Below are 23,344 nucleotides of genomic sequence, written 5' to 3'. Positions count from 1 at the left end.
GCCCTGCGTATACGATGGCCAGCTATCCGCTTAACCGCTTCAGCTACGGGAACTGCGCCATGCTCAATGCTTTGCTCTTAGACCTCGACGGCACCCTGACCGACACCGATGCGCTCCATCTGCTGGCGCTGCAACAGCTGTTGCTGGAGGAGGATGGCCGGGTCTTCAGCAAAGCCGAGTTCGAAGCCCACGTCAGTGGCCAGGCCAACGCCAACATGTGTCGCTACCTGTTCCCCGACCGCTCGGTGGCCGAGCGCGAAGCGTTCGCCGAACGCAAGGAAGTGCGCTTCCGTGAGCTGTCGCCGCAACTGACGCCGATTGCCGGGCTGGTGCGGTTACTGGATTTCGCCAAGGAACAAAACATCGGCATCGCCGTGGTGACCAACGCGCCAAGGGCCAACGCCGATCACATGCTGCAAGCACTGGGCCTGCGTGAGCGTTTCGAACATATCGTGGTCGCCGAGGAACTGCCCCGCGCCAAACCCGATCCCCTGCCCTACCTCACCGGCCTCGAACGTTTGCAGGCCAGCGCCGAGGTGACCCTGGCGTTCGAAGACTCGATCCCCGGCCTGACAGCGGCAGTGAACGCCGGGATTTTCACCGTGGGCCTGGTGACCAGCCAACGCCGCGAGACGCTGCTGGCGGCGGGTGCGCATCTGGTGATCGAGGACTTTGATGATCCGCAGCTGTGGGCGGTGATTGATCGCATGTTGAGCCGTCAAGGGTTATAGCTGTCTCACCCGTGTCTCAGTTTGCAACAGCGCGGTGTGTTCCTCTCTGCGGCTTTTGGCCCTGAACCCCGCTGAATACGGCCCTTCGGCAAACTGGCACAACCGTTGCGAAAGACCTCGTCACACGAACAAGACGAGGTCTTACCATGCCACTCCCTTATCTGCTTCCTGCCGTTTCGGCGTTCATCCAGCGCGCCCCGCGCATGCTGATCGGCGCCGAGTGGGTCGAGGCCGCCGACGGCCAGACCATGCCCTTGCACAACCCGGCAACCGGCGAAGTGCTGTGCGTTGTCCCGAAGGCTACGCCAGACGACGTTGATCGCGCCGTGCTCGCCGCACGTCATGCGTTCGATGATTCAGCCTGGACCCGCACCCGACCTCGGGAGCGGCAAAACCTGTTGTGGAAACTCGCTGACCTGATGGAACGCGACGCTGAACAGCTCGCGCAGCTGGAATGCCTGAACAACGGTAAAAGCGCGGCCGTGGCGCAAGTCATGGACGTGCAGCTGTCCATCGACTTCCTGCGCTACATGGCCGGTTGGGCGACCAAGATCGAAGGCTCCAGCGTCGAAGTCTCGCTGCCATTGATGCCCGATGATCAGTTCCACAGTTTTATCCGCCGTGAAGCGGTGGGTGTGGTCGGCGCCATCGTTGCCTGGAACTTCCCGCTGCTGCTGGCCTGCTGGAAACTCGGCCCGGCCCTGTCGACCGGTTGTACCGTGGTACTGAAACCGGCGGATGAAACGCCGCTGACCGCTTTGAAACTCGCCGAGCTGGTGCTGGAAGCCGGCTACCCGAGCGGGGTGTTCAACGTGGTCACCGGCACCGGCATCACCGCAGGCTCTGCGCTGACCCACAATCCGCTGGTGGACAAACTGACCTTCACCGGCTCAACCGCCGTCGGCAAGCAGATCGGCAAGATCGCCATGGACTCCATGACCCGGGTTACCCTGGAACTGGGCGGAAAATCGCCGACCATCGTCATGGCCGACGCCAACCTCAACAGTGCCGCCGCCGGGGCGGCCAGCGCGATTTTCTTCAACCAGGGCCAGGTCTGCTGCGCAGGTTCGCGGCTCTATGTGCAGCGCAAACATTTCGACAACGTGGTGGCCGACATTGCCGGCATCGCCAACGCGATGAAGCTCGGCAATGGCCTGGACCCGAGCATTGACATGGGCCCGCTGATCTCGGCGCGCCAGCAGGAACGGGTGTACAACTACATTGAAACGGGCCGTGAAAGCGGCGCGACCATTGCCTGTGGCGGTGAGCAATTCGGCCCCGGGTTCTTCGTCAAACCGACGGTGATTGTCGACGTCGATCAAAAGCATTCGCTGGTTCAGGAAGAGATCTTTGGCCCGGTGCTGGTGGCGATTCCGTTCGATGACGAAGCCGATGCATTGCGCATGGCCAATGACAGTCCGTATGGCTTGGGCGCGAGTATCTGGTCCAACGACCTGGCGGCCGTGCACCGGATGATTCCCCGGATCAAATCCGGTTCGGTGTGGGTCAACTGTCACAGCGCCCTCGACCCGGCGTTGCCGTTTGGCGGCTACAAGATGTCCGGCGTCGGCCGGGAGATGGGGTATGCGGCGATCGAGCATTACACCGAGTTGAAATCGGTGTTGATCAAACTCTAAAACAACCCTTATCGATCGTTCCCACGCTCCCGCGTGGGAATGCATCCCGTGACGCTCTGCGTCACATCCAGAGCCGAACGCGGAGCGTCCGTGGCGGCGTTGCAACGCAGAGCGTGGGAACGATCAGGGACGGGCTACTGCTGTTGCACTGAGATCACCGGCGTCGGCGCGACGAACACCTTGGCGTGCATCTGCTCCCCGCCACCGCCACGGCGCATGCCGCGTACCGGGCAGGCATCGAGATAGTCGAGGCCCACCGCCAGTTTCAGATGACGCTCGGGTTTGGCCAGTTCATTGGTGACATCGAAGCTGTACCACGCGTCGTCGAGCCAGGCTTCTGCCCAGGCGTGACTGGCCAGGTGTTCGCTGTTTTCGCTGTACAGATAACCCGACACATACCGCGCTGGAATCCCCAGGCTACGCGTACAGGCAAGAAACGCATGGGCGTGATCCTGGCAGACCCCGGCGCGCCCGGCGAACGCTTGAGCGGCGCTGGTGTCGACTTCGGTGGAGCCCGGCGTGTAGGTCATGTGCTGGTTGAGGCCATGCATCAAGTCGATCAACGCTGTGCGATCACGGCGTTGGCGACATTGCTTCTTGGCGAATGCGCGTAACGCTTCATCCGCCTCGGTCAGTCGAGTGAAACGCAAGAACGGCAGCGCTGACTGGCTCTCATGCTCGGCCTCACGCAACTCATCGATGTCCACCAGCCCTCGTGCGCCGATGATGATCGCCTCATGAGGCTCGTCCATCGTCAGCACATGCAGGATGTTGCCAAACGGATCGAGTTGCGCACGCACTGGCCGTGGCAGGTCGAGCTGCCAGCTCAGTACGTGCTGACGCTCGCTGTCGTGAGGCGTCAGTCGCAAATACTGGATGCTTGCCCGCACCTGATCTTCATAGTGATAGGTGGTCTCGTGGCTAATGGAAAGTCTCATGCAGCCTCCAGATAGGAACTGTGTATGGCGTTGCCCAACTGGCGCACCAGCGGGATGAACTCGGTCAGCCAGGCGTGCAGGCCTTCGTCGAGGATTTCGTTGATACCGGTGTAACGCAGCCGCGCATCCACTTCTGCTGCCAGACGTTGCGCAGGACGGCCATTGGTCCCCGGCAGGCTGGCGAGGATCTGGTCGATTTCCTCAGTGCAGGCACGCAGCGAACGCGGTACGTCGGCACGTAGCAGCAACAGCTCGGCGACGTGCCTCGCGCCAGGCGCGTCGCGGTAGATCTCGGTGTACGCCTCGAATGACGACAAGGCCCGCAGCAACGCACTCCACTGGTAATACGCGTGGGCCGTACCATCGCTGACCGCCTCGGCCTGATCGCCGGCCATTTCGTAGCGGGCATCGAGCAGGCGCAGCGTGTTGTCGGCCCTTTCAATGAAGGTCCCCAGGCGAATGAAGCGAAAGGCATCGTTGCGCATGATGGTGCCGTAGCACGCACCCCGGAACAGGTGGGAACGTTCTTTGATCCACTCACAGAAACGGCTCATGCCATAGCGACTGAGGCCCTGTTCGGCGATACCGCGAATCTCCAGCCAGGTTGCGTTGATGTTTTCCCACATGTCGGCGGTGATCCGCCCACGCACTGCGTGAGCACTGGCCCGCGCGGCTCCGAGGCAACTGTAGATGCTGGCCGGGTTCGCTGCATCCAGGGCGAAGAAGTGCAGCAAACGCTCGGCATGCAATTGACCGTGGCGCTCAAGGTAATCGTCCAGCGTGCCGGTGATCAGCAAGGGCATCGCCAATTCGTGCAGACCATCGCCGCGCCCATCCTGCGGCATCAATGACAGCGAATAACTGATGTCGAGCATCCGTGCGAGGTTTTCCGCCCGTTCCAGGTAACGCGACATCCAGTACAAATCCGAGGCGGTTCTACTTAACATGGCAGGTTTCCTTCAATCCTCGACCACCCAGGTGTCCTTGGTTCCGCCACCCTGGGACGAATTGACCACCAGGGATCCTTCGCGCAGGGCTACACGGGTAAGGCCACCGGGTACGACCCGGGTTTCGCGGCCAGACAGGACAAACGGACGCAAGTCGATGTGCCGCGGGGCAATGCCGTTTTCGACAAACGTCGGGCAGGTCGACAGGGACAACGTCGGTTGGGCGATATACGCGTGGGGCTTGGCCTTGATGCGTGCGCGAAACGCTTCGATCTCGGCGGCGGTGGCTGCGGGCCCGACCAGCATTCCGTAACCACCGGAACCCTGGGTTTCCTTGACCACCAGCTCAGGCAGGTTCGCCAGCACGTGAGAAAGTTCTGATGGGTTGCGACACTGCCAGGTCGGCACGTTTTTCAGGATCGGTTCTTCGTCCAGGTAGAAACGAATCATCTCGGTCACGAACGGATAAACCGACTTGTCGTCCGCGCCCCCCGTGCCGATGGCATTTGCCAGCACCACATTGCCGGAGCGATAGGACGACAGCAGTCCTGGAACGCCGAGCATCGAATCCGGGTTGAACGCTAACGGATCGAGGAAAGCATCGTCGAGACGACGGTAGATCACGTCGACGGCTTTCGGCCCGTCGGTGGTGCGCATGAACACCTTGTCGTCGCGCACGAACAGGTCCGCGCCTTCCACCAGCTCCACGCCCATCTCCCGCGCCAGAAACGCGTGCTCGAAAAACGCACTGTTGAAGCGCCCGGGAGTCAGTACCACGACACTCGGATTGTCCAGCGGGCTGGAGCTTTTCAGCGTGTCGAGCAACAGGTTCGGGTAATGATCGATGGGCGCAATGCGCTGGGCGGCGAACAACTCGGGGAAGAGCCGCATCATCATCTTGCGGTCTTCGAGCATGTAGCTGACGCCGCTGGGCGTGCGCAAATTGTCTTCGAGCACGTAGTACGTGCCGTCGCCATCGCGTACCAGATCGACGCCGGAGATATGCGAATAGATATCGCGATGCAGATCCAGCCCTTGCATGGCGAGCTGGTATTGCTCGTTGGCCAGCACTTGTTCGGCCGGGATGATGCCGGCCTTGATGATGCGCTGCTCGTGATACAGGTCGGCGAGGAACATGTTCAATGCCTTGACCCGCTGAATACAGCCGCGCTCAACGATCCGCCATTCGCTGGCGGGGATGCTGCGGGGAATGGTGTCGAAGGGAATCAGGCGCTCTGTCCCCTGCTCATCGCCATAGAGCGTGAAGGTTATCCCGGCACGATGAAATAACAGATCGGCCTCGCGTCGCCGTTGTGCCAAAAGCTCGTCAGGCGTTTCAGCTAACCAACGGGCGAACTCCCGATAGTGCGGGCGGACCAGGCCGCCAGCGTCGTACATTTCATCAAAATAGGTGCGGATCATGCCGTACTCCTTGTCACCCGGGCACCCAGACTTCGCAAGGCCCGTGCCAGCGGCATAAACGCTTTACTATCAATCGGTTGGATAATCACCGAAGACACGCCGCACCAATCCTGTGCAGCAAATGCCCCAACCCGTTCGTCCCCCGCTTCATTGCGAAACAATGCTCATGGTCAATACCCGCCTAGCCAGAGTTGATTTCACGGCCTGTGTGCGGTTGCGATCCTTTGACTTCTCAATGTCCGAAAACGAAAACGGCCAACCCTGAGGTCAGCCGTTGCTGAATGTTGTCGCTGTTCATAGTGTTATGCGAGTAGCCCTCGTACCTCCTGCTTGACGCCCCATCCTTCGATAATCCCCCCCAAAGGCTCGACCACCGCCTCAAAGTCCTGTTCGAAGTCGCCGATGCCGCCGTAAGTGGCGTACATCACTTTGCTCAACTCCAGATGCCAGGCACCGTCATCACGCACGCTGACCTGCGCATTCAAGGATTCACCGCGAAAATGCCCTGCCGCCCTGCGTGCCCGCTCCTCATCCGGAAAAATGGCGTAGAACTCGATGGGATGGAACCGTGAAAAGTCAAAACCGCCTTCTTTCATGCGGCGCAGCACACTGCTGCTGATGTCTTCTTGATAGGCTGTGCTCATGAAACGTCCTCCTCAAACTGATGGATAGACTTTCCGTACTCCCTGCGCCCGCAACCGAATGGTGAGGGCGATACGGCAATCAGATTGCCGCCGGGAAACAAGCATGTAGCTGACAAGACCAGACCTTAGCGATCCATTCGCTGATCTCGTTTGCAGAGTAGCCCCAAGTCAGAGCTGCTGCCAAGGCCTGTTTGCGAGTCGCATCAAGTGGTTATGCAAGTGGAGTGATACTGAGAATTTCAATACTGTTCTGATCTTTCAGGCTTTTGACTGTCGGATCATCCGTTCGCCCCTCCAGATCATTGAGATCGAGCTCGGCCGGGACAGGGAGGAGTTTTGCCCGAATCAATTGCGCGGCCCGCTCCATCGTGGGTTTTTGTTCGCAATCGAATTGCTCCACGGTCTGCACGCCGTGATTATCTACGAAGGTGACTTCCCACTTTTGCATCGGTGCCTCCTTGGTAAAACCCACAGATGGGCTTACAACATCTCGACCCCGAATACCGGAAAATCGTTCCTCCTGAATCCATCGGTTTGATATGAAAAAGGCCGCCGGTTGGCAGCCTCTTTGCGAAAAGCACGGAATTACTTTTCGGCGCGTGCTTTCAGGGCTTTCAAGGTATTGAATGGCGCGTCGACCACAAACTTGTTGGCCAGCCACGACGGCACGCTACCACCTGGCTCGGTATGAACCTGATAGGTCACTTCGACCTGGTCTGCACCTTTTGGAACAAATTTCCAGAAGCCTTGAACCTGGGTCACACGAACAAAACCTTTTTCTTCAGGCAGGTAGGTTGGCACACCTTCAAGCTTACGCGTCAGGCTGCCATCGGCGCCCTCGACAGTGGTCACGTGCAATACCGAATCACGCGCCGTCACCGGCCATGGGGTGCTGAACTGCGTGTAGGTCCAGCTTTGATCGCCTTCGTGCTTGAGCAACTTCTGTGCCTTGCACTCATGAATCCAGGCACACGCGCCAGGCACATCCTCCTGAAGCGCGCGCAACTTGGCCACGGAGGTCTTCATCACGGTCACACCGCGGTAGGCCTTGTACTGAGACCCGGCGACTTCACTCAGGGAAACCTTGATTCCGTCCTCATCCTTGGCAGTTTTCCAGTCTTCGGCCTGGGCGGTCGTGGCCAGCAGAACCGTCAAACCACACAACACAGCGATACGATGCAGCGAACCCATAGTCTTATTCCTTATTGTTGAAGTTCCGTTCGTTGAACACACTACGCCGCGGTCATTTGCTCCCACCAACCGATCAGCTTGATGGCTTCTTCCCGGCTGTTGCCACACACCTCGACATCCGCCTGAAACGCGCCACAGACCGCCGGCCGTTCAGGCTTGCCGAAAATACGGCACAGATTATCGACAGACAGTTGCACACAACGTTCTCCCGCCGCTTTGCCGTTTGGCATGCCAGGGATGGGTGTGCTGATGGAAGGGGCAATGCAACAGGCGCCACAGCCTTCACGGCAGTTCATGACGACACGCTCCTCGCGACGGGTAATGTGTTGGATAACGTGGACTAGAGTACCCGCTAAAACAGCCGTTTGAAATTGGCCGGATAGAGGTTTTTCGCTCAAACACGCGTGACTGACCAGTCTCCGACCAAGCGTCAGGTGCGCGGGTCACAGAGCAATGTGCGATTTTACTGCTTGAACTGGAATTCCAGCGCCGCACCGTCGACCTCTCGGTGCTCTTCCTTGCGCATTTGCAACTGCATTTCGTTACTGAGCAGGCGACCGTTAAGCTGGAACGGGCTGTCATCCTTGGTTTTTTCACCAAACATGGGCGGCAGCAAAGGGGCATGTTTGACTAGCGGAACAGTGCCAACAGGTTGTAACTGCTTAACCATGTCCGGCGGCAGGCTCAAATCCAGCTTGGCCGGAGGCAAGTACGTGGTTCTGACCACCTCGCTAGCGGATTTTGATTTTGAGGCAATGGGTGGGCGTTTCTTTTGTGACGTCGGCTTCTTTACTGCTTCGGTCTTTTTGGCTGGTGTGTGTTTTTTTGTCGGCACAACGGGCTTCGCCTTCACCTCAGAAGTGCTGATGCCCCCTTTATCCGGGGCGGCCGCAACCATTGCGCTACCCGGCATGAAGACACTCAAGAGGCACGCCAACATCAAACCAGCAGGAAAAATCGCTTTCATGAACACTACAGCGCTAACGGCAGAGGGCCATATGCTCGCTTGTTGCAAGGCGCCTGACAAGCTCGCATAGCAATCCAGCCCCTGGTGCACGTCAAAAACCGCCAGCCGTCTCCTGACAAAGCTGAGTGGCCAGCATCCCGAGTGTCATCAGCGCCCGCTCGGCCTCACGATTCCACGGCGTGCCGCAGTTCAAGCGAATGCAGTGATTGAACTGCTCGGTGTTACTGAAAATAAGCCCCGGCGCGATACTGATGCCCTGCTGCAACGCACGGACATGCAGTTCCTGCGTATTGACCCGCCCCGGCAGGCTGACCCATAGAATGAAGCCACCCGTGGGCCGGGTTATCTGAGTTCCCTCAGGGAAATACTGCTGTACCGCCAACTGGAAGGCGCTGAGGTTCTTGCGGTATTCCTGGCGAATGTAGCGCAAATGACGATCGTAGCCGCCGTTCTCCAGATAGGCTGCGATCCCCATCTGCGTCACGCTGCACGCCGAATGGGTGCTGAAGGTCTGCAGCCGCTGGATTTCCTGCTGGTACTTGCCGGCAATCATCCAGCCGATGCGCACACCGGGTGACAGGGTCTTGGAGAAACTTGAGCAATAGATGACCCGATCCAGCCGATCATAGGCTTTCAGCGATTTGGTGCGGCCTTGCTCGAACATCAGTTCGCCGTAAATATCGTCTTCGACCACCTGGATATCGAAGTCCGAAGCCAGACGCAGCAGCTGTTTTTGCCGCTCTTCCGGCATGGTGCCGCCCAGCGGGTTGCTCAGGCGCGTGGTCAGCACCAACGCCTTGATCGACCACTGGTTGGCGGCCAGTTGCAAGGCTTCCAGACTCATGCCCGTCGCCGGGTCACTGGGGATCTCGATGACTTTCAAACCCAACAAATCGGCAAGCTGCAACAAGCCGTAGTAGGTCGGCGACTCAGCCGCGATCAGATCGCCAGGACGCGTCAGGACGCGCAACGACATTTGCAGCGCATCGACGCAACCATGGGTGATGACCACTTCCGATGGGTCGACCACTACACCGGCATCACGCATGCGGATCGCCACCTGGCGACGCAACGGTTCAAAACCCGGACTGAACATGTAACTGAACGCCCGCGGGCTGTGGAACCGCGTGACCTTGGCCAATTGCTGGTGCAGTGCCCGTACCGGCAGATAGTCGACACTGGGCACCGCCGCGCCTAGCGGGAACACCCCTTCGCGACGCGACTCGACCAACACTTGCTGAATGATACTGCTGCGCGTGACCAGGCCGGGACGCTCGACACGCGCGATATCCGGTGTCGGCGCGGTCAGTGCCGGGGTCTGGTGGACGTAGTAACCCGACTGCGGGCGTGCGCGAATCAGCCCCTGATCTTCGAGGTTGGCATATGCCTGAAGCACCGTCGCGTGGCTGACATTGAGCTGCGAGCTCATTTTGCGCACAGAAGGCACGCGCTCGCCGGGCTGATAGACACCACGCCGGATATCCTCAGCCAATTGCTGAGCGATTCGTTGATAGAGCAAGAGATTGGTCATGACGCAGCACTCGATTTCACGGGCATTTTATTCTTGTGTGAAACTTTACCGGAACAGTTTAGAAGTGTACTGGGACAGTTGCCACAATAGTCGACCATACAGTGCAGTGACAGCAAAAACTGTACTGCTTTTATGGATATGGCGCGATCCAATTCGCAGGCAAAAAAAACCCGGCACCGCTGAGGGGGCCGGGTTTTCCAGTAACGCTGACCTTAGCGGGCAGCGCCGAGCTGGCCTTTTTCGTCGGAGAACACAATTTCGACCCGGCGATTCTGCGCGCGCCCCCGCTCGGAAGCGTTGGCCTCTACCGGATACTCATCGCCGTAACCTTCGACCTGAATACGTTTATCGTCGATCCCCAGATCGATCAGCATGTCAGCCACTGACTGGGCACGGTCGCGAGACAATTGGAGATTGTCCTGCTTGCCGCCCGTGCTGTCGGTATAGCCTTCGATACGCACCACACGCTTGGGGTTGAGCTGAAGGAACTGGACGATTTTCAGTACGGTGCGGTTTGCCGAGTTTTTCAGCTCGGCTTCACCGGTGTCGAACAGCACATCCCCCAGGGTCATGACCAGACCGCGATCAGTCTGGGTCGTAGCCAGGTTGATGATTTGCTCTTCCAGCCATTTACCCTGTTGTTGCACGCTGAGCAGTTTGTTCTCGCGCAACGCCAACTGCAGGCGCTGACGCTCCAGCTCAAGCTTGGCCCCACGTTCGTCATTCAGCGCTTGCTCGGTGTGCTGACGAGCAATTTCGCTGTAACGCTGACTCAGGTAAGCGTAATGCTTAACATCCGCGCCGCTGCCCCAGTAGGTCGACAGGCGATCAGCCCGGGCAAGCGACTCACCCGCCCGAATCACATCCTTGGGCGCGATGCGCAGCACATTCGAATCTTCCTTGACCTTCTGAAAGTCAGCGCTGGCTTGTTGCAATGCCGCCGCGCTGTGTTGACCTGCGCAGCCAGCAAGCCCTGCACAACCCACCAGCAGCAAACCGCCCAGAATGGTGTTTTTCAGGCTCATTGGGCATCTCCCAGTTGCTTGCGCAGGCGAGTGATGCGGGTGTTGAGCACGTTCAGCTTTTCCTGACTTTTCACTGTCAGAACCTTGGCCTCGGCCAGACGCGCGTCCAGTTCTGCCTGTTCGGCCTGCATCCGCGCATCCTTGAAGGCTTGAGTGGTCATGTCGGCCTGAGCCTGAGCGAACTTGCCTTCAGCGAGTTTCAGCTCTGGCACGTCTTCAGTCGTTGCCCCAACAGCGGCGGCCTGCTCCAGGGCCCGTTCGGTCAAACGCAATTGTTCATTCGGCGCCGGATCGGCAGCACAACCCGCCAGGGCCATAACGGCCATGGCAGCGAAAAGAGGTCGAAGAGTCACTAAAAATCCCTACTGTTTTGGGGTGCTGACGGGTTGCTGCAAGTGTGCTTTCCAGCGCTCCAGATTGCGCTGCAGCAGGGCCTGCGTCAGGCCGGACGCGGGCAATTCTGTCATCTTTTTCGACAACTGTCCGCGTAACCATGGATCGTTGCAGGCAGAGTTGCGGGAAATGGCGAGGAACAGCCCCGGTCGATCGATCGGTTGTGGGTACGCTTGCACATCATTGGCCATGCCCAATGTCTGCGCCATGGCCATCCCGGTATAACGCCCGGCGAGCACATAGTCCGCGTCACCCAATAGCAACTTCTGAAAAGCCTGTGTCAGGTTTGGTAGACTCATCAAGGTCAATTGTTCTTGTGCGTAGGCCTCGAAAGGTTGTGTCAAACGAGCCTTTGCCGAGACTGCGCCAACATGCCCACGCAAATCCTGCGCCTCGTTGTAGACCAATGCCGAGCCCTTGCGGGTCCAGACCAGGTAGTCGTTTTCCAGCAACGGCGGCTGGATGTAGTCCAGTGATTCGAGCTGATTGTCCATCAGAGGCGCGTCGGCCAGCATGTCGATACGCCCGCTACGCACTTCATCCAACGCTTGAGATCGATTGCCGGCGTACAGCAACTCGACCTTGATCCCCAACTCCCCCGCCATCTGCTGCAACAAGTCGGCGCTGGTACCGATCAAGTGCACCGGGTCTTGCGGGTCTTGCCACAGATACGGTGGTGCATCCGGACTGCCGGTCACCACCAGACGCTCGCATTTGCCCGCAGCGACTGACAGCAAGGGCAAAGCCGACAGGCTCAGCAACACCCACAAGCCGCTCCAGCAACGCAAATCCATGGCGTATTTCCCCACACTCAAATCGCAGACAATAAAAAACCCGGCCAAAAGGCCGGGCTCTTTATAAGTCAAGCTGCTGGATTAGACCAGCTTCTCAAACTCGGGGATAGCTTCGAACAAGTCCGCCACCAGGCCGTAATCAGCCACCTGGAAGATCGGCGCTTCTTCGTCCTTGTTGATCGCAACGATCACTTTGGAGTCTTTCATGCCGGCCAGGTGCTGGATCGCGCCGGAGATACCGACCGCGATGTACAGCTGTGGCGCAACGATCTTGCCGGTCTGACCGACCTGCATGTCGTTCGGTACGAAACCTGCGTCGACCGCAGCGCGGGAAGCGCCAACAGCAGCGCCCAGCTTGTCGGCCAGGGCGTACAGGTGCTTGAAGTTGTCGCCGTTCTGCATGCCGCGGCCGCCGGAAACGACGATCTTGGCAGCGGTCAGTTCCGGACGATCGGACTTGGCCAGTTCTTCGCCGACGAAGCTGGAAGTGCCAGCGTCGTGAGCCGCCGCAACCGCTTCAACGGCAGCCGAACCACCAACAGCTGCAACCGGGTCGAAACCGGTAGCACGCACGGTGATGACTTTTACCGAAGCGTTGGACTGAACGGTAGCGATGGCGTTGCCGGCATAGATTGGGCGCTTGAAGGTGTCAGCGCTTTCAACCGAGATGATCTCGGATATCTGGTCAACGTCCAGCTGAGCGGCAACGCGCGGCAGGATGTTTTTGCCGTTGGAAGTCGCGGCCGCCAGGATATGGCTGTAGCCCTTGCCCAGCTCAGCTACCAGCGGAGCAACGTTTTCTGGCAGTTGGTGTGCGTAGGCAGCGTTGTCGGCTACCAGCACTTTGGCCACGCCAGCGATTTTCGCGGCAGCTTCAGCTACAGCGCCAACGCCCTGACCGGCAACCAGTACGTGGATGTCACCACCGATTTTGGCGGCAGCGGCCACGGTGTTCAGCGTGGCTGGGGCCACTACTTTGTTGTCGTGTTCGGCGATTACCAAGATAGTCATGATCAGATTACCTTCGCTTCGTTTTTCAGTTTCTCGACCAGTTCAGCCACCGACTTGACCTTGATGCCTGCGCTGCGTGCAGCCGGCGCTTCGACTTTCAGGGTTTTGTTGGTAGAGGCGGTGGAAACGCCCAAAGCGTCAGGAGTCAGCACTTCAAGCGGCTTCTTCTTGGCTTTCATGATGTTTGGCAGGGACGCATAGCGCGGCTCGTTCAAACGCAGGTCGGTGGTGACGATGGCCGGCAGTTTCAGCGAAACCGTCTGTGCACCGCCGTCGATTTCGCGGGTCACGGCAACTTTGTCGCCAGTGACTTCGACTTTCGAAGCGAAAGTGCCCTGACCGTATCCGCTCAGTGCAGCGAGCATCTGGCCAGTCTGGTTGTTGTCGCTGTCGATGGCTTGTTTGCCAAGGATCACCAGCTGAGGCTGTTCCTTGTCGACAACAGCCTTGAGCAGCTTGGCAACGGCCAGGGAAGTCAGGTCTTCGGTGGATTCGACGAGGATGGCGCGGTCGGCACCCAGAGCCAGCGCGGTGCGCAGTTGCTCTTGAGCGGTGGACGGGCCGATGGAGACGACGACGATTTCAGTCGCAACACCTTTCTCTTTCAGGCGTACGGCTTCTTCCACTGCGATTTCGCAGAAAGGGTTCATCGACATCTTGACGTTAGCGAGATCGACGCCGGAGTTGTCCGCTTTGACGCGAACCTTGACGTTATAGTCGACCACTCGTTTGACAGCTACAAGAACCTTCATGGATTCCTCGTTACTCTCCGGTGAAAAGAAAGTCGCCTAGGCGAACCTGGCGGTTGATGCTCATCGGGTACAAGGGCACCTCTAAAAACGCCGGCATTTGTAATGGGTGACCCTGCTCACGAAGCGTAATGACCGTTCGTCAGTCGTGACTAACGAGTCATTCTTTGTCGCGACGTGTAAACTTCGCGCCAAACCTGCGCTGCGCGTCACCTTGTACTGCCTTCGCCCTGTCTTTAGAGGTGCTCTTGAAACCAACAGTCAGCCTACGGCGAGCGCAAAACCGCCCGTATCTTGACCGGAACACCTATTCCGGTCAATACGCCAAAATGGCCAGTCATAAGCCGCGCTTCTTTGATTTCTCTGGGCTGGAGCAAATTCAAACAAACGTTTGTATTGGACGCTAAGAGTGGTGTAGATATAATGCGCCGCCTAGAGAGAAAGGTGGCTCATCGATTGTCCTCTCCCAGCGTTGTGCAGGGATTCATGGATGCGACACCAAACCTCCAATTAGAAAAAAAACTGTTGAGCCTTGAGTAGGAGATAACCTGTGGAACGCGAATACATGGAATTCGACGTGGTCATCGTCGGTGCCGGCCCCGCTGGTCTTTCCGCCGCCTGCCGATTGAAGCAGAAGGCCGCCGAAGCCGGTAAGGAAATTAGCGTCTGCGTGGTCGAAAAAGGCTCCGAAGTCGGCGCTCACATTCTGTCTGGCGCGGTGTTCGAACCTCGGGCCCTGAATGAATTGTTCCCTGACTGGAAAGAACTCGGCGCACCGCTGAACACTCCGGTCACTCGCGATGACATCTTCGTTCTCAAGAACGCCGATGGCGCGATCAAGATTCCAGACCTCTTTGTGCCCAAGACCATGCACAACGAAGGCAACTACATCATCTCCCTGGGCAACCTGTGCCGCTGGCTGGCTCAGCAGGCCGAGAACCTGGGCGTAGAGATCTACCCAGGCTTCGCTGCTCAGGAAGCACTGTTCGACGAAAACGGCGTGGTACGCGGGATCATCACCGGCGACCTCGGCGTTGACCGTGAAGGCAATCCGAAAGAAGGCCTGTACACCCCAGGCATGGAGCTGCGTGGCAAGTACACGCTGTTCGCCGAAGGCTGCCGTGGCCACATCGGCAAGCAACTGATCAAGCGTTTCAACCTCGACACCGATGCCGACGCCCAGCACTACGGCATTGGCCTGAAAGAAATCTGGGAAATCGATCCGGCCAAGCATCAGCCAGGCCTGGTGGTACACACCGCCGGTTGGCCGCTGGACATCATGGGCACCGAAAACACCGGTGGCTCGTTCCTCTATCACCTGGAAAACAACCAGGTTGTAGTCGGCCTCATCGTTGACCTGTCCTACAGCAACACTTACCTGTCGCCGTTCGACGAGTTCCAGCGCCTCAAGCATCACCCGGTGCTCAAGCAGTACCTGGAAGGCGGCAAGCGCATCAGCTACGGTGCGCGCGCGATCTGCAAAGGAGGCCTGAACTCGCTGCCGAAGATGGTCTTCAAGGGCGGCGCACTGATCGGTTGCGACCTCGGCACCCTGAACTTCGCCAAGATCAAAGGCAGCCACACCGCGATGAAGTCCGGCATGCTCGCCGCTGACGCCGTGGCCGACGCCCTGTTCGCAGGTTCCGAAGGCGCTGATGAACTGAACAGCTACGTTGAATCGTTCAAAGCCAGCTGGCTCTACGAAGAACTGTTTGCCAGCCGCAACTTCGGCCCGGCGATCCACAAGTACGGCGCTATCGTCGGCGGTGGTTTCAACTGGCTCGACCAGAACATCTTCGGCGGCAAACTGCCGTTCACCTTGCACGACACCAAGCCTGACTACGCATGCCTCAAGCTGGCTGCCGACAGCAAGAAGATCGACTACCCGAAACCAGACGGCAAACTCAGTTTCGACAAACTCAGCTCGGTGTTCATCTCCGGTACCAACCACGAAGAAGAACAGCCTTGCCACCTGAAGCTGGCCGACGCGAGCATCCCGATCAGCAAGAACCTGCCGCTGTACGATGAGCCCGCTCAACGCTACTGCCCGGCTGGCGTGTATGAAGTGATCACCAAGGAAGACGGCGAGAAGCGCTTCCAGATCAACGCCCAGAACTGCGTGCACTGCAAGACCTGCGACATCAAGGACCCTGCGCAGAACATCACTTGGGTAACGCCGGAAGGTGCTGGCGGCCCGACTTACCCGAACATGTAAGTCGTAGACTTGAACATCAAGGCTCCCGAACGGGGGCCTTTTTGTTAGCTGATGAAAAGAGTGCTGACATCAAGCGACCCGCTCATCTCCCGGATTACGCTCGAAGTAGCGCTTATACTCGCGACTGAACTGCGACGTGCTCTGATAACCCACCCGATGCGCAACCTGCGCCACCCCCAGCCCTTCCGACAGCAACAACTGCTGCGCCTTGAGCAATCGCAAGCGCTTCAAATACTGCACCGGCGACAACAAGGTGCTGCGCTTGAAATGCTCGTGAAAGGTCGACGTACTCATGTTCGCGCAACTGGCCAGCGTCTCGACGTTCAGCGGCTCCGTAAAGTGCGCGTGCAAATGACTCAAGGACGCCGCAACCCGGGCAAATTGTCCCTGTTGCTCGACCAACGCCCGCAGCACATCAGCCTGCGGACCGCGTAACGCCACGAACAACAACTCACGCAACCGCGCCTGCCCCATGACCTGACATTCCAGCGGATCGTGCAGGCAGTGCAACAAGCGCTCGACACAGCCACGCATGCCGTCATCGAGTACCGCCGAGGCCATGGATTCGGGTGTTTGCGCAGGCGTATTGCGCCCATGCACCAACCCCATGGCCAACACCAGTTCGCCCAAAATCGCGCGGTCGATGGCAATCGAAACCCCGAGCAATGGTGCATCAGCCATGGCAAAGGTTTCGCATTCGAACGGCACCGGCAGCGCCTGAATCAGGTAATGCCCGGCACCGTATTCCAGCGTACGCGCGCCCAGATAGGCGACTTTGCTGCCCTGGGCAATGATCATCAGGCTTGGCTCATAGATCTGCGGACCACGCGCCACATCGCAGCTGGCTCTGAGTACGTGCACGCCGGGCAAGCGCGTCGGCACGAAACCATCGCCGGTCGCCAGCGGCTGTATCAGCGCAACCAGTGCGGCATTGGCATCGAGATGACGGGTCAACAACATGGCAAAAACTTCGCGAAAAAAGGGATGAAAACATCATCGCAGGTCTGAGCGCCAATGCGACCGATCCACCGAGGATGCCGGAGGAATAGGCATAAGACGCGGAGGAATCGTCATGGCCGCCCCAGCGGACGGCGCGGAAAATGGCCGACCTCACCCGTCACTGATTTTGCGAGGTTCACCATGTACACCGCCATCGGTTACGCCGCCCAGTCGGCCACCACTCCCCTCGCCCCGATGACCTTCGAACGTCGCAGCCCGCGTGCCGACGACGTAGCGATCGAGATTCTCTACTGCGGCGTCTGCCATTCCGACATCCACCAGGCCCGCAACGAATGGGGCATCGCGGTTTACCCGTTGATGCCAGGCCACGAAATTGTCGGCAAAGTCACCGCCATCGGCGCCAATGTCACCGCCCACAAGATCGGTGATCTGGTTGGCGTCGGCTGCATGATCGACTCATGCCGCCACTGCGAAGCCTGTCATGCCGATCTTGAGCAATATTGCCTCGAAGGTCCGACCATGACCTACGCGACCCCGGACCGGGTCGACGGCAGCAACACCATGGGCGGTTACTCCGACTGCATCGTAGTCAGCGAGCACTTCGTCGTACGTATCCCCGAGACACTCGACCCGGCCAGCGCTGCGCCGATTCTCTGCGCGGGCATCACCACCTACTCGCCACTCAAACACTATGGCGTCAAAGCTGGCGACAAAGTCGGCATTCTCGGCATGGGCGGCCTCGGTCACATGGGCATCAAGTTTGCCAAGGCCATGGGCGCTGAAGTGACACTGTTCACCCGCTCGGCGAGCAAGGCCGAAGAAGGTCGCCGCCAGGGCGCAGACCACGTGATCGTCTCCACCGATGCCGAGCAGATGAAGGCGGCTGCGGGCCAGTTCAACTTTTTGCTCGACACCATTCCGGTGCAGCACGATCTCAACCCGTACCTCGATACGCTGCGCTTCGACGGCGTGCACATCCTGGTCGGCCTGATCGAGCCGATCGACCCGCCCGTCCACGCCGCCAAACTGGTGCTGGGTCGTCGGGTGCTGGCCGGCTCGTTGATCGGGGGTATCGCAGAAACCCAGGAAGTGCTGGATTTCTGCGCCGAGCACAACATCACCTGCGACATCGAAATGCTCGACATCCGACAGATCAACGAGGCTTACAGCCGCATGATCGCAGGTGACGTGAAGTACCGCTTCGTCATCGACATGGCAACGCTTAAAGCCTGAGTCAGGCCCTGTCGCTCAGCGGAGCAATCCACCGGGCTGTGAGCTCTTCGACCCAAGAGTCCCGCCCGGTTTTTTTCATCTGGGCCTGCCAATCCACCCTGGATCAGAGCCCGTCGCCAGGGACATAGAGCTTTATTGTTTCAGGCTCATCGGCCCCCACTTGATGGGTGTAGCCCAAGGAGTCGGTCACACCCGCCTCCTGACGCCCATCCATGCGCACAATAATGTAGGGAGCGTCCGGTTTCGCCAAGCCGGTTTCCTGGTTAACAACGCGGTACTTGTCTTTATAGGGCGCAAACGAACTCAACAGCCCACTGTAAGGCAAACTGCTGCATACACCGCCATGAACAATGGTCTCACCGCCATACCAAACCCATTCGTTGATGCAAACAGGCTCAAACAACAACCAGGAAAACGGACGATCTTCTGGCGGCAGAATCACATAGGCGGGTGAAAGGATCTGTTTATCCACCTCGGCAATGATGCGTGACGTCGGGATATACATGATCGTTGAATAGTACGTCTTGAAAAACCACGCAACACTCACGGTTTTACAAGGAATGTACTCCTGGGATTTCAGCAACGGGAGCAGCACCTCCTTCCTGATATCACGTTGAGTGCTGTGATGATCGCTATCCTCGGTAAATCTGACCGAGGTCCAGAACTCGTAGCGACGATCACCCTCAACAAGATGAGCATCCTCCAGAAAACCTCGCATCGACAAGGTCATATTGTGATTATTTGAAAAGTTCCTATCACCGTCCAGTGAGCACGTAATCCACGCATTGACACCATCGTTGATACCGTTGGACTTGTAGATGTTCGCCAAGTCCCGATCGGACCTGAAACGTAACTCATACTGACCATAGCCTTGGTGTTTGATCGAGGTAAACTCAACCCGCGCATCAGGTACGCGTAACTGCATGCACGATGAACACAAAACAACCATCAACACCCATAGCATCCGTACCATTTTCATTCCCAAGATAACGCTCCATTCCCCAAAAACCTGCTCATCCCACCGCACGTCTGATCAGACGTTAGCGGCTTATAACTTGGCCCCTAGCTCTGCCGACAGCCGAGCCGTGACTCCTTTGATCAAGGGAATAAGCTCGGCCATTTTCTCCAGCGGCATGTACGGAACTGTGCTGGCGATGCTGATGCCCGCGACGATCCGCCGACTGGCGTCGCGAACCGGCGCCGCCACACAGCGGATCGACGGTTCGTTGTCTTCCAGGTCGAAGGCATAACCACCCGCCACATAATCCAGCATGCGCTGCTGAAACTGCTCCCAGGATTGCTCCGGGTGCTGCGGCCAGAACTGACTCTTCCCACCCGCCGGCAAGCTGATCTGATACAACCGCTGCCACTCTTGCTGCGAGTCATCGAGCATCAGCGCCTTGCCGATCCCGGTGCGCGCCAGCAGCATGCGATGACCGACTCGCGAGCGCATTTCCGGGCCATTGCGCCCCGGAATCTTGTGCAAGTACAACACCTCGTCGCCTTCACGGATCGCCAGATGGATGGTGTCGCCGGTCAACGCCGACAACTCGTCCAGATAGGGCCCGGCAAGGGTCACCAGCGGCAGCTCTTCGCGGGCCTGAAAACCCAACTCGATCAACTTGGGCCCGAGCAGGTAACCCACTTGCGGCACCACGCGCAGGTATCTCTCGTCCACCAGGCAACTGGCCAAGCGGTGCGTGGTGCTGCGGGTAGTGCCGATCAGCCGGGCGATTTCCTTGAGATCACGAGCACCGCCAGCCACGGCATGCACCACCGCCAAACCGCGCAGCAACGTTTGCGTGCCGGTTGGCGCGGCATTTTTCGAGCGCTCTTCCTGCATAGTCCAGCCTTACCGTTAAGCGAGTGAACGGGCGGCATTATGGTTGCCCCCGTGCCGTCACTACAACTCGAAGTGCAGCGCGTTCCAGGCCGCGACATACGCCTTGGCCCGAACGGCTACTTCCTCAGGCGTGAGTCCCGACTTGAACAACCCGGAACCCAGGCCAAAGCCTTTGACGCCTGCCTCGACAAACGCCTGCATGTTGTCTGGAGTAATCCCGCCTACCGGCAGCAGCACGGTCCCGGCCGGCAGCACTGCCAGCCAGGCCTTGACCACCGCCGGGCCCATTTGCTCTGCCGGGAACATCTTCAAGACATCCGCGCCTTCGGCCAGTGCAGCAAAGGCTTCGGTCGGCGTGGCAACGCCAGGCGACAAGTACAAACCCGCCGCCCTGGCCGCACGCAACACCTTGGGATCACTGTGAGGCATGACGATCACCTGGCCGCCGGCCGCTTTCACCTGCAGGACCTGTTCCGGGGTCAGCACCGTACCGGCGCCGATCAGGCAATCGGCGGGCAAGATGCTGCGCAGGATGCGGATGCTTTCGTACGGTTCGGGGGAGTTGAGTGGCACTTCAATGACGCGAAAACCTGCCTGATACAACACCTCCCCGATGGCCGCCGCCTCTTGCGGGCGCAGGCCGCGAAGGATTGCGATCAGGCCGTTTTTCGCCAGTGCTTGCTTGAGCATGTCAGACCTCTTGGTAGTTGAACCCAGACGGTTCAGCCGAGCAGCCCGGCCGCTTCGGCCAAGTGCCATAAACCGCGCTCGGTGGTCTGTTCGGCCAGGCTCACCCGAGCAAAACCGCAGGTATCGAGAGCCCGGCTGTAGCGGGCACAGAGTTGGGAGTTGCCGATCAAGATGATCGAGGGCTGTTGATCGCTGTGGCGTCGACGACGCTGTACGTCGACAAGAGCCGAGAGCTCGTGGCCGATCAACAGGCCCGACAGATAATCGGCTTGCTCGACCGGGCTCAGCTCGCCTGTCAGACCAAGGCTGCGGGCACTGAACAACGTCGAAAGAGGACCGATGTCGCCGTCAGTGGACAACGCCACCCGCACACCGCAATCAAACGCCGCGCCGTCAAAGGGCGCACCGCGCTGTTGGGTACGCCCAAGAATGCTGTGCTCACTGAGCACAGCGAACAGCTCGCCGGTCATGAACGTGTCGAAGTGCACGATACAGCCGTCGGCCACTTCCACCCATTTCGAATGGCTACCCGGCAAGCCGATCAACAGATTGTCCCCCGCGCCGACAGGCAGACTCTGCAACACGCCGAGGACCTGGGTCTCTTCGCCACGCATCACATTCGGCAGCCGCGAACGCTGGATGACACCGGGCACGATATGCACATCGACGCCGCGCAAGCTGCGCACGCTTTGTAGAGAATGACCAAGATTGGCAACATTCGCCGGAGTATCGCAGTAAGCCACTTCACGCCAGCCCTGCGCACTGCCGACCATGCCACAGGCGATCACCGGAAGACCGGGCTGCGCATCGAGCCAATCACCGCAGGCCTCGTCGAATGCCAGTTCAAAACCATCGGCACACAACTGGCCGGCGATCACCCGCGGCGCTTTCGGCAACTGCATGATCCCCGATGCCAGTGACCGCTGATCGAGGACGCCACCATTCGGGCCGAGCTTGTACGCACGAAGGGACGTCGTCCCCCAATCGAGCGCGATCAATTGCGCCAGCATCGCTTCACCTGTTTTGTGTTTGGCAGTGAGTGAGCTGGACTATAAACCTTGCGAAATAAAAATCTCAATATGTAAATTTAATTCCCACATATTGGGATGCAATAAAAACCATTCTTGATCTTTCGCTCCGAACCCGATGCTTTCTGAGCAAAATTTCACCGCAGCAGATTCACCCAGACCGAGCCGATCGGTATCCCCTCACCTGAGCCATTGATGCTCAAATTCGAACCGTTCGTCCTGACGTAGGGACGGTGTGCCCGTTTCACCTGCCAGTCTGACTGAAAGAACCAACACCTTTATTTCTTGTTCATTGCTTTCAATAAGTCTGCCGTAGGAACGCGCATAACTGTTGAGAAGTAGGTCTTGTAGGAGGTGGTATGGACTCGAAACACGCAAGAAATGTAGTCTCGCTTCATCAGCAGACGACTCAAGTCATTCCCGCCGAGAATAAACTCGCCCCCCTTTCCCTCTGCTGACTCGCTAAACATTACTTCCGACCTATAGCCCTCCCCAACCGTATTCCCGGCCAACTCAACACTTCCGACACCAGATCGATATATAGGGTGTGCCATCGAAAAATTAACATCATCTTCAAGAGCACAAACAAGCCCCTGCCCAATTCGAGATTTAAACAAGTCAAGAATGGCAACATCCGAGGTAAAATAAATTTGATAGATCCGCGAATTTTGAAATCTCTCAACACCTGAATATTCAAGTGTCGCAATTGGCTTACCATGATTCAGGGAGCAGGAAGTACACACCACAACCAGACCCAGCAGTAAAAACTTATACACGCATTCTTACCCCCTGAAGCAATTCAAAATAGACCCGACAAAATGACCCTATCTTCAAGCCAGTCATTCCAACTCCAGATGGGGGGTACAGTCCTTCCTTACAGCCTGCAAAACCAACACACACTTACATTCCATTAATCGCCTTCAACAGATCTGCTGTTGGGACGCGCATGACTTTTGAAAAGTACGTTTTATAGGTCGTTGTATGCACTCGAAACACGCAAGAAATATAACCCCGCTTGAGCAACAACGGCTTCAAGGTATCTCCCTCGAGATAGATCTCTCCGCCCTTGCCCTCTTCAGAGTCAGTGAAAATCATATTTGCCCTGTAGCTGGCCTGCTCTTTATCTTTAACCAACTCAACCAATCCGAAGCCCGAGAGCTTAATGTGATGTGCCTGCGCAAAGTCGAGATCATCATCCAGCGAACAAACAAGCCCTTCACCAATTCGAGACTTAAACAACTCAAGAACAGGCTCACTCGAATTAAAATAAATCTGATAGATACCCGTATTACGAAGTTCCTCAACGCTTAAGTACTCCAGCGTCGCGACAGACCTTCCATGATCAAGCGAGCAAGAAGAGCACGCCAAGATCAAGCCCCACAAGCTCAACTTCCG

Annotated in this window: 25 protein-coding genes; 4 read left to right on the top strand and 21 right to left on the bottom strand. The window is 58.1% G+C overall.

The window, feature by feature from the left end:
* Positions 1-59 precede the first annotated feature (59 nt).
* On the top strand, positions 60-731 hold the full coding sequence (locus KRR23_RS15760; protein ID WP_216743256.1) for an HAD family phosphatase: 672 nt from the start codon (positions 60-62) through the stop codon (positions 729-731).
* 146 nt (positions 732-877) lie between these two features.
* Positions 878-2,368 (top strand): aldehyde dehydrogenase, encoded by a 1,491-nt coding sequence (locus KRR23_RS15755; RefSeq protein ID WP_216743255.1) that lies wholly within the window; start codon positions 878-880, stop codon positions 2,366-2,368.
* Positions 2,369-2,502: 134 nt separating this feature from the next.
* On the opposite strand, the gene KRR23_RS15750 is transcribed toward KRR23_RS15755, so the two are convergent.
* The 14 genes from KRR23_RS15750 to KRR23_RS15685 form a co-directional block, all read right to left on the bottom strand.
* Positions 2,503-3,306: a transglutaminase family protein gene (locus tag KRR23_RS15750; protein WP_216743254.1), complete on the bottom strand. Its 804-nt coding sequence runs from the start codon at positions 3,304-3,306 to the stop codon at positions 2,503-2,505.
* A complete protein-coding gene (locus tag KRR23_RS15745) occupies positions 3,303-4,253 on the bottom strand; it encodes an alpha-E domain-containing protein (protein WP_216743253.1) in 951 nt (316 codons plus the stop codon). Before KRR23_RS15745 ends, KRR23_RS15750 begins: the two co-directional genes overlap by 4 nt.
* Positions 4,254-4,265: 12 nt before the next feature.
* Positions 4,266-5,675, bottom strand: a complete 1,410-nt coding sequence (locus KRR23_RS15740) for a circularly permuted type 2 ATP-grasp protein (protein WP_216743252.1) — start codon at positions 5,673-5,675, stop codon at positions 4,266-4,268.
* Positions 5,676-5,977: 302 nt separating this feature from the next.
* The gene (locus KRR23_RS15735) at positions 5,978-6,319 is read right to left on the bottom strand and encodes a ribonuclease E inhibitor RraB (protein ID WP_019689386.1); all 342 of its coding nucleotides are present in this window, start codon (positions 6,317-6,319) and stop codon (positions 5,978-5,980) included.
* A gap of 211 nt (positions 6,320-6,530) precedes the next feature.
* The gene (locus KRR23_RS15730) at positions 6,531-6,767 is read right to left on the bottom strand and encodes a hypothetical protein (protein ID WP_216743251.1); all 237 of its coding nucleotides are present in this window, start codon (positions 6,765-6,767) and stop codon (positions 6,531-6,533) included.
* A 137-nt stretch (positions 6,768-6,904) separates the two neighbouring features.
* On the bottom strand, positions 6,905-7,510 hold the full coding sequence (locus KRR23_RS15725) for an START domain-containing protein (RefSeq protein WP_103317619.1): 606 nt from the start codon (positions 7,508-7,510) through the stop codon (positions 6,905-6,907).
* A 41-nt stretch (positions 7,511-7,551) separates the two neighbouring features.
* Positions 7,552-7,806, bottom strand: coding sequence for a YkgJ family cysteine cluster protein (locus KRR23_RS15720; RefSeq protein ID WP_103317621.1), 255 nt, complete (start codon positions 7,804-7,806; stop codon positions 7,552-7,554).
* Between the two features lie 167 nt (positions 7,807-7,973).
* On the bottom strand, positions 7,974-8,477 hold the full coding sequence (locus KRR23_RS15715) for a translation initiation factor 2 (RefSeq protein WP_216743250.1): 504 nt from the start codon (positions 8,475-8,477) through the stop codon (positions 7,974-7,976).
* 91 nt (positions 8,478-8,568) lie between these two features.
* A complete protein-coding gene (locus KRR23_RS15710) occupies positions 8,569-10,008 on the bottom strand; it encodes a PLP-dependent aminotransferase family protein (protein WP_054593319.1) in 1,440 nt (479 codons plus the stop codon).
* A 212-nt stretch (positions 10,009-10,220) separates the two neighbouring features.
* Entirely contained in the window at positions 10,221-11,033 is an 813-nt protein-coding gene (locus tag KRR23_RS15705; protein WP_216743249.1) for an OmpA family protein, read from the bottom strand.
* Positions 11,030-11,386: a DUF4398 domain-containing protein gene (locus KRR23_RS15700; RefSeq protein ID WP_216743248.1), complete on the bottom strand. Its 357-nt coding sequence runs from the start codon at positions 11,384-11,386 to the stop codon at positions 11,030-11,032. The genes KRR23_RS15705 and KRR23_RS15700 overlap by 4 nt, the downstream gene beginning before the upstream one ends.
* Before the next feature lie 9 nt (positions 11,387-11,395).
* Positions 11,396-12,220 carry an ABC transporter substrate-binding protein gene (locus KRR23_RS15695; protein ID WP_216743247.1) on the bottom strand — a complete coding sequence of 275 codons (825 nt, stop codon included), beginning with the start codon at positions 12,218-12,220 and terminating at the stop codon, positions 11,396-11,398.
* 81 nt (positions 12,221-12,301) lie between these two features.
* Entirely contained in the window at positions 12,302-13,231 is a 930-nt protein-coding gene (locus KRR23_RS15690; protein WP_216743246.1) for an electron transfer flavoprotein subunit alpha/FixB family protein, read from the bottom strand.
* A 2-nt stretch (positions 13,232-13,233) separates the two neighbouring features.
* Positions 13,234-13,983: an electron transfer flavoprotein subunit beta/FixA family protein gene (locus KRR23_RS15685; RefSeq protein ID WP_216743245.1), complete on the bottom strand. Its 750-nt coding sequence runs from the start codon at positions 13,981-13,983 to the stop codon at positions 13,234-13,236.
* Between the two features lie 547 nt (positions 13,984-14,530).
* On the opposite strand from KRR23_RS15685, the gene KRR23_RS15680 reads away from it, so the two are divergent.
* Entirely contained in the window at positions 14,531-16,195 is a 1,665-nt protein-coding gene (locus KRR23_RS15680) for an electron transfer flavoprotein-ubiquinone oxidoreductase (protein ID WP_216743244.1), read from the top strand.
* Positions 16,196-16,264: 69 nt separating this feature from the next.
* Here the strand turns inward: KRR23_RS15680 and KRR23_RS15675 are convergent, their stop codons facing one another.
* Positions 16,265-17,155 (bottom strand): AraC family transcriptional regulator, encoded by an 891-nt coding sequence (locus KRR23_RS15675; protein WP_216743243.1) that lies wholly within the window; start codon positions 17,153-17,155, stop codon positions 16,265-16,267.
* Positions 17,156-17,335: 180 nt separating this feature from the next.
* Between KRR23_RS15675 and KRR23_RS15670 the strand changes: the two genes are divergently transcribed.
* Entirely contained in the window at positions 17,336-18,388 is a 1,053-nt protein-coding gene (locus KRR23_RS15670) for an NAD(P)-dependent alcohol dehydrogenase (protein ID WP_216743242.1), read from the top strand.
* Positions 18,389-18,491: 103 nt separating this feature from the next.
* Here KRR23_RS15670 and KRR23_RS15665 read toward each other — a convergent pair whose 3' ends face one another.
* From KRR23_RS15665 to KRR23_RS15640, 6 genes are all read right to left on the bottom strand, one after another.
* Entirely contained in the window at positions 18,492-19,373 is an 882-nt protein-coding gene (locus KRR23_RS15665; RefSeq protein WP_216743241.1) for a hypothetical protein, read from the bottom strand.
* Positions 19,374-19,436: 63 nt separating this feature from the next.
* Positions 19,437-20,231 carry an IclR family transcriptional regulator gene (locus KRR23_RS15660; protein WP_216743240.1) on the bottom strand — a complete coding sequence of 265 codons (795 nt, stop codon included), beginning with the start codon at positions 20,229-20,231 and terminating at the stop codon, positions 19,437-19,439.
* A gap of 60 nt (positions 20,232-20,291) precedes the next feature.
* Positions 20,292-20,921, bottom strand: a complete 630-nt coding sequence (locus tag KRR23_RS15655) for a 2-dehydro-3-deoxy-6-phosphogalactonate aldolase (protein WP_216743239.1) — start codon at positions 20,919-20,921, stop codon at positions 20,292-20,294.
* Between the two features lie 32 nt (positions 20,922-20,953).
* On the bottom strand, positions 20,954-21,931 hold the full coding sequence (locus KRR23_RS15650; protein WP_216743238.1) for a 2-dehydro-3-deoxygalactonokinase: 978 nt from the start codon (positions 21,929-21,931) through the stop codon (positions 20,954-20,956).
* 296 nt (positions 21,932-22,227) lie between these two features.
* The gene (locus tag KRR23_RS15645; protein ID WP_216743237.1) at positions 22,228-22,725 is read right to left on the bottom strand and encodes a hypothetical protein; all 498 of its coding nucleotides are present in this window, start codon (positions 22,723-22,725) and stop codon (positions 22,228-22,230) included.
* 124 nt (positions 22,726-22,849) lie between these two features.
* Positions 22,850-23,332 (bottom strand): hypothetical protein, encoded by a 483-nt coding sequence (locus KRR23_RS15640; RefSeq protein ID WP_253912126.1) that lies wholly within the window; start codon positions 23,330-23,332, stop codon positions 22,850-22,852.
* Positions 23,333-23,344 lie beyond the last annotated feature (12 nt).

Source organism: Pseudomonas sp. CVAP#3 (assembly GCF_018986375.1).
Taxonomy (GTDB): domain Bacteria; phylum Pseudomonadota; class Gammaproteobacteria; order Pseudomonadales; family Pseudomonadaceae; genus Aquipseudomonas; species Aquipseudomonas helvetica.
The sequence above is the reverse complement of the archived record's forward strand: the minus strand, read 5'-3'. Positions and strand labels throughout refer to the sequence as shown.

Excerpts from the sequence above, each read along its gene's own strand:
- KRR23_RS15760 (WP_216743256.1), top strand. The coding sequence starts at position 60 with ATGCTCAATGCTTTGCTCTTAGACCTCGACGGCACCCTGACCGACACC.
- KRR23_RS15755 (WP_216743255.1), top strand. The coding sequence starts at position 878 with ATGCCACTCCCTTATCTGCTTCCTGCCGTTTCGGCGTTCATCCAGCGC.
- KRR23_RS15750 (WP_216743254.1), bottom strand. The coding sequence starts at position 3,306 with ATGAGACTTTCCATTAGCCACGAGACCACCTATCACTATGAAGATCAG.
- KRR23_RS15745 (WP_216743253.1), bottom strand. The coding sequence starts at position 4,253 with ATGTTAAGTAGAACCGCCTCGGATTTGTACTGGATGTCGCGTTACCTG.
- KRR23_RS15740 (WP_216743252.1), bottom strand. The coding sequence starts at position 5,675 with ATGATCCGCACCTATTTTGATGAAATGTACGACGCTGGCGGCCTGGTC.
- KRR23_RS15735 (WP_019689386.1), bottom strand. The coding sequence starts at position 6,319 with ATGAGCACAGCCTATCAAGAAGACATCAGCAGCAGTGTGCTGCGCCGC.
- KRR23_RS15730 (WP_216743251.1), bottom strand. The coding sequence starts at position 6,767 with ATGCAAAAGTGGGAAGTCACCTTCGTAGATAATCACGGCGTGCAGACC.
- KRR23_RS15725 (WP_103317619.1), bottom strand. The coding sequence starts at position 7,510 with ATGGGTTCGCTGCATCGTATCGCTGTGTTGTGTGGTTTGACGGTTCTG.
- KRR23_RS15720 (WP_103317621.1), bottom strand. The coding sequence starts at position 7,806 with ATGAACTGCCGTGAAGGCTGTGGCGCCTGTTGCATTGCCCCTTCCATC.
- KRR23_RS15715 (WP_216743250.1), bottom strand. The coding sequence starts at position 8,477 with ATGAAAGCGATTTTTCCTGCTGGTTTGATGTTGGCGTGCCTCTTGAGT.
- KRR23_RS15710 (WP_054593319.1), bottom strand. The coding sequence starts at position 10,008 with ATGACCAATCTCTTGCTCTATCAACGAATCGCTCAGCAATTGGCTGAG.
- KRR23_RS15705 (WP_216743249.1), bottom strand. The coding sequence starts at position 11,033 with ATGAGCCTGAAAAACACCATTCTGGGCGGTTTGCTGCTGGTGGGTTGT.
- KRR23_RS15695 (WP_216743247.1), bottom strand. The coding sequence starts at position 12,220 with ATGGATTTGCGTTGCTGGAGCGGCTTGTGGGTGTTGCTGAGCCTGTCG.
- KRR23_RS15690 (WP_216743246.1), bottom strand. The coding sequence starts at position 13,231 with ATGACTATCTTGGTAATCGCCGAACACGACAACAAAGTAGTGGCCCCA.
- KRR23_RS15685 (WP_216743245.1), bottom strand. The coding sequence starts at position 13,983 with ATGAAGGTTCTTGTAGCTGTCAAACGAGTGGTCGACTATAACGTCAAG.
- KRR23_RS15675 (WP_216743243.1), bottom strand. The coding sequence starts at position 17,155 with ATGTTGTTGACCCGTCATCTCGATGCCAATGCCGCACTGGTTGCGCTG.
- KRR23_RS15670 (WP_216743242.1), top strand. The coding sequence starts at position 17,336 with ATGTACACCGCCATCGGTTACGCCGCCCAGTCGGCCACCACTCCCCTC.
- KRR23_RS15660 (WP_216743240.1), bottom strand. The coding sequence starts at position 20,231 with ATGCAGGAAGAGCGCTCGAAAAATGCCGCGCCAACCGGCACGCAAACG.
- KRR23_RS15655 (WP_216743239.1), bottom strand. The coding sequence starts at position 20,921 with ATGCTCAAGCAAGCACTGGCGAAAAACGGCCTGATCGCAATCCTTCGC.
- KRR23_RS15650 (WP_216743238.1), bottom strand. The coding sequence starts at position 21,931 with ATGCTGGCGCAATTGATCGCGCTCGATTGGGGGACGACGTCCCTTCGT.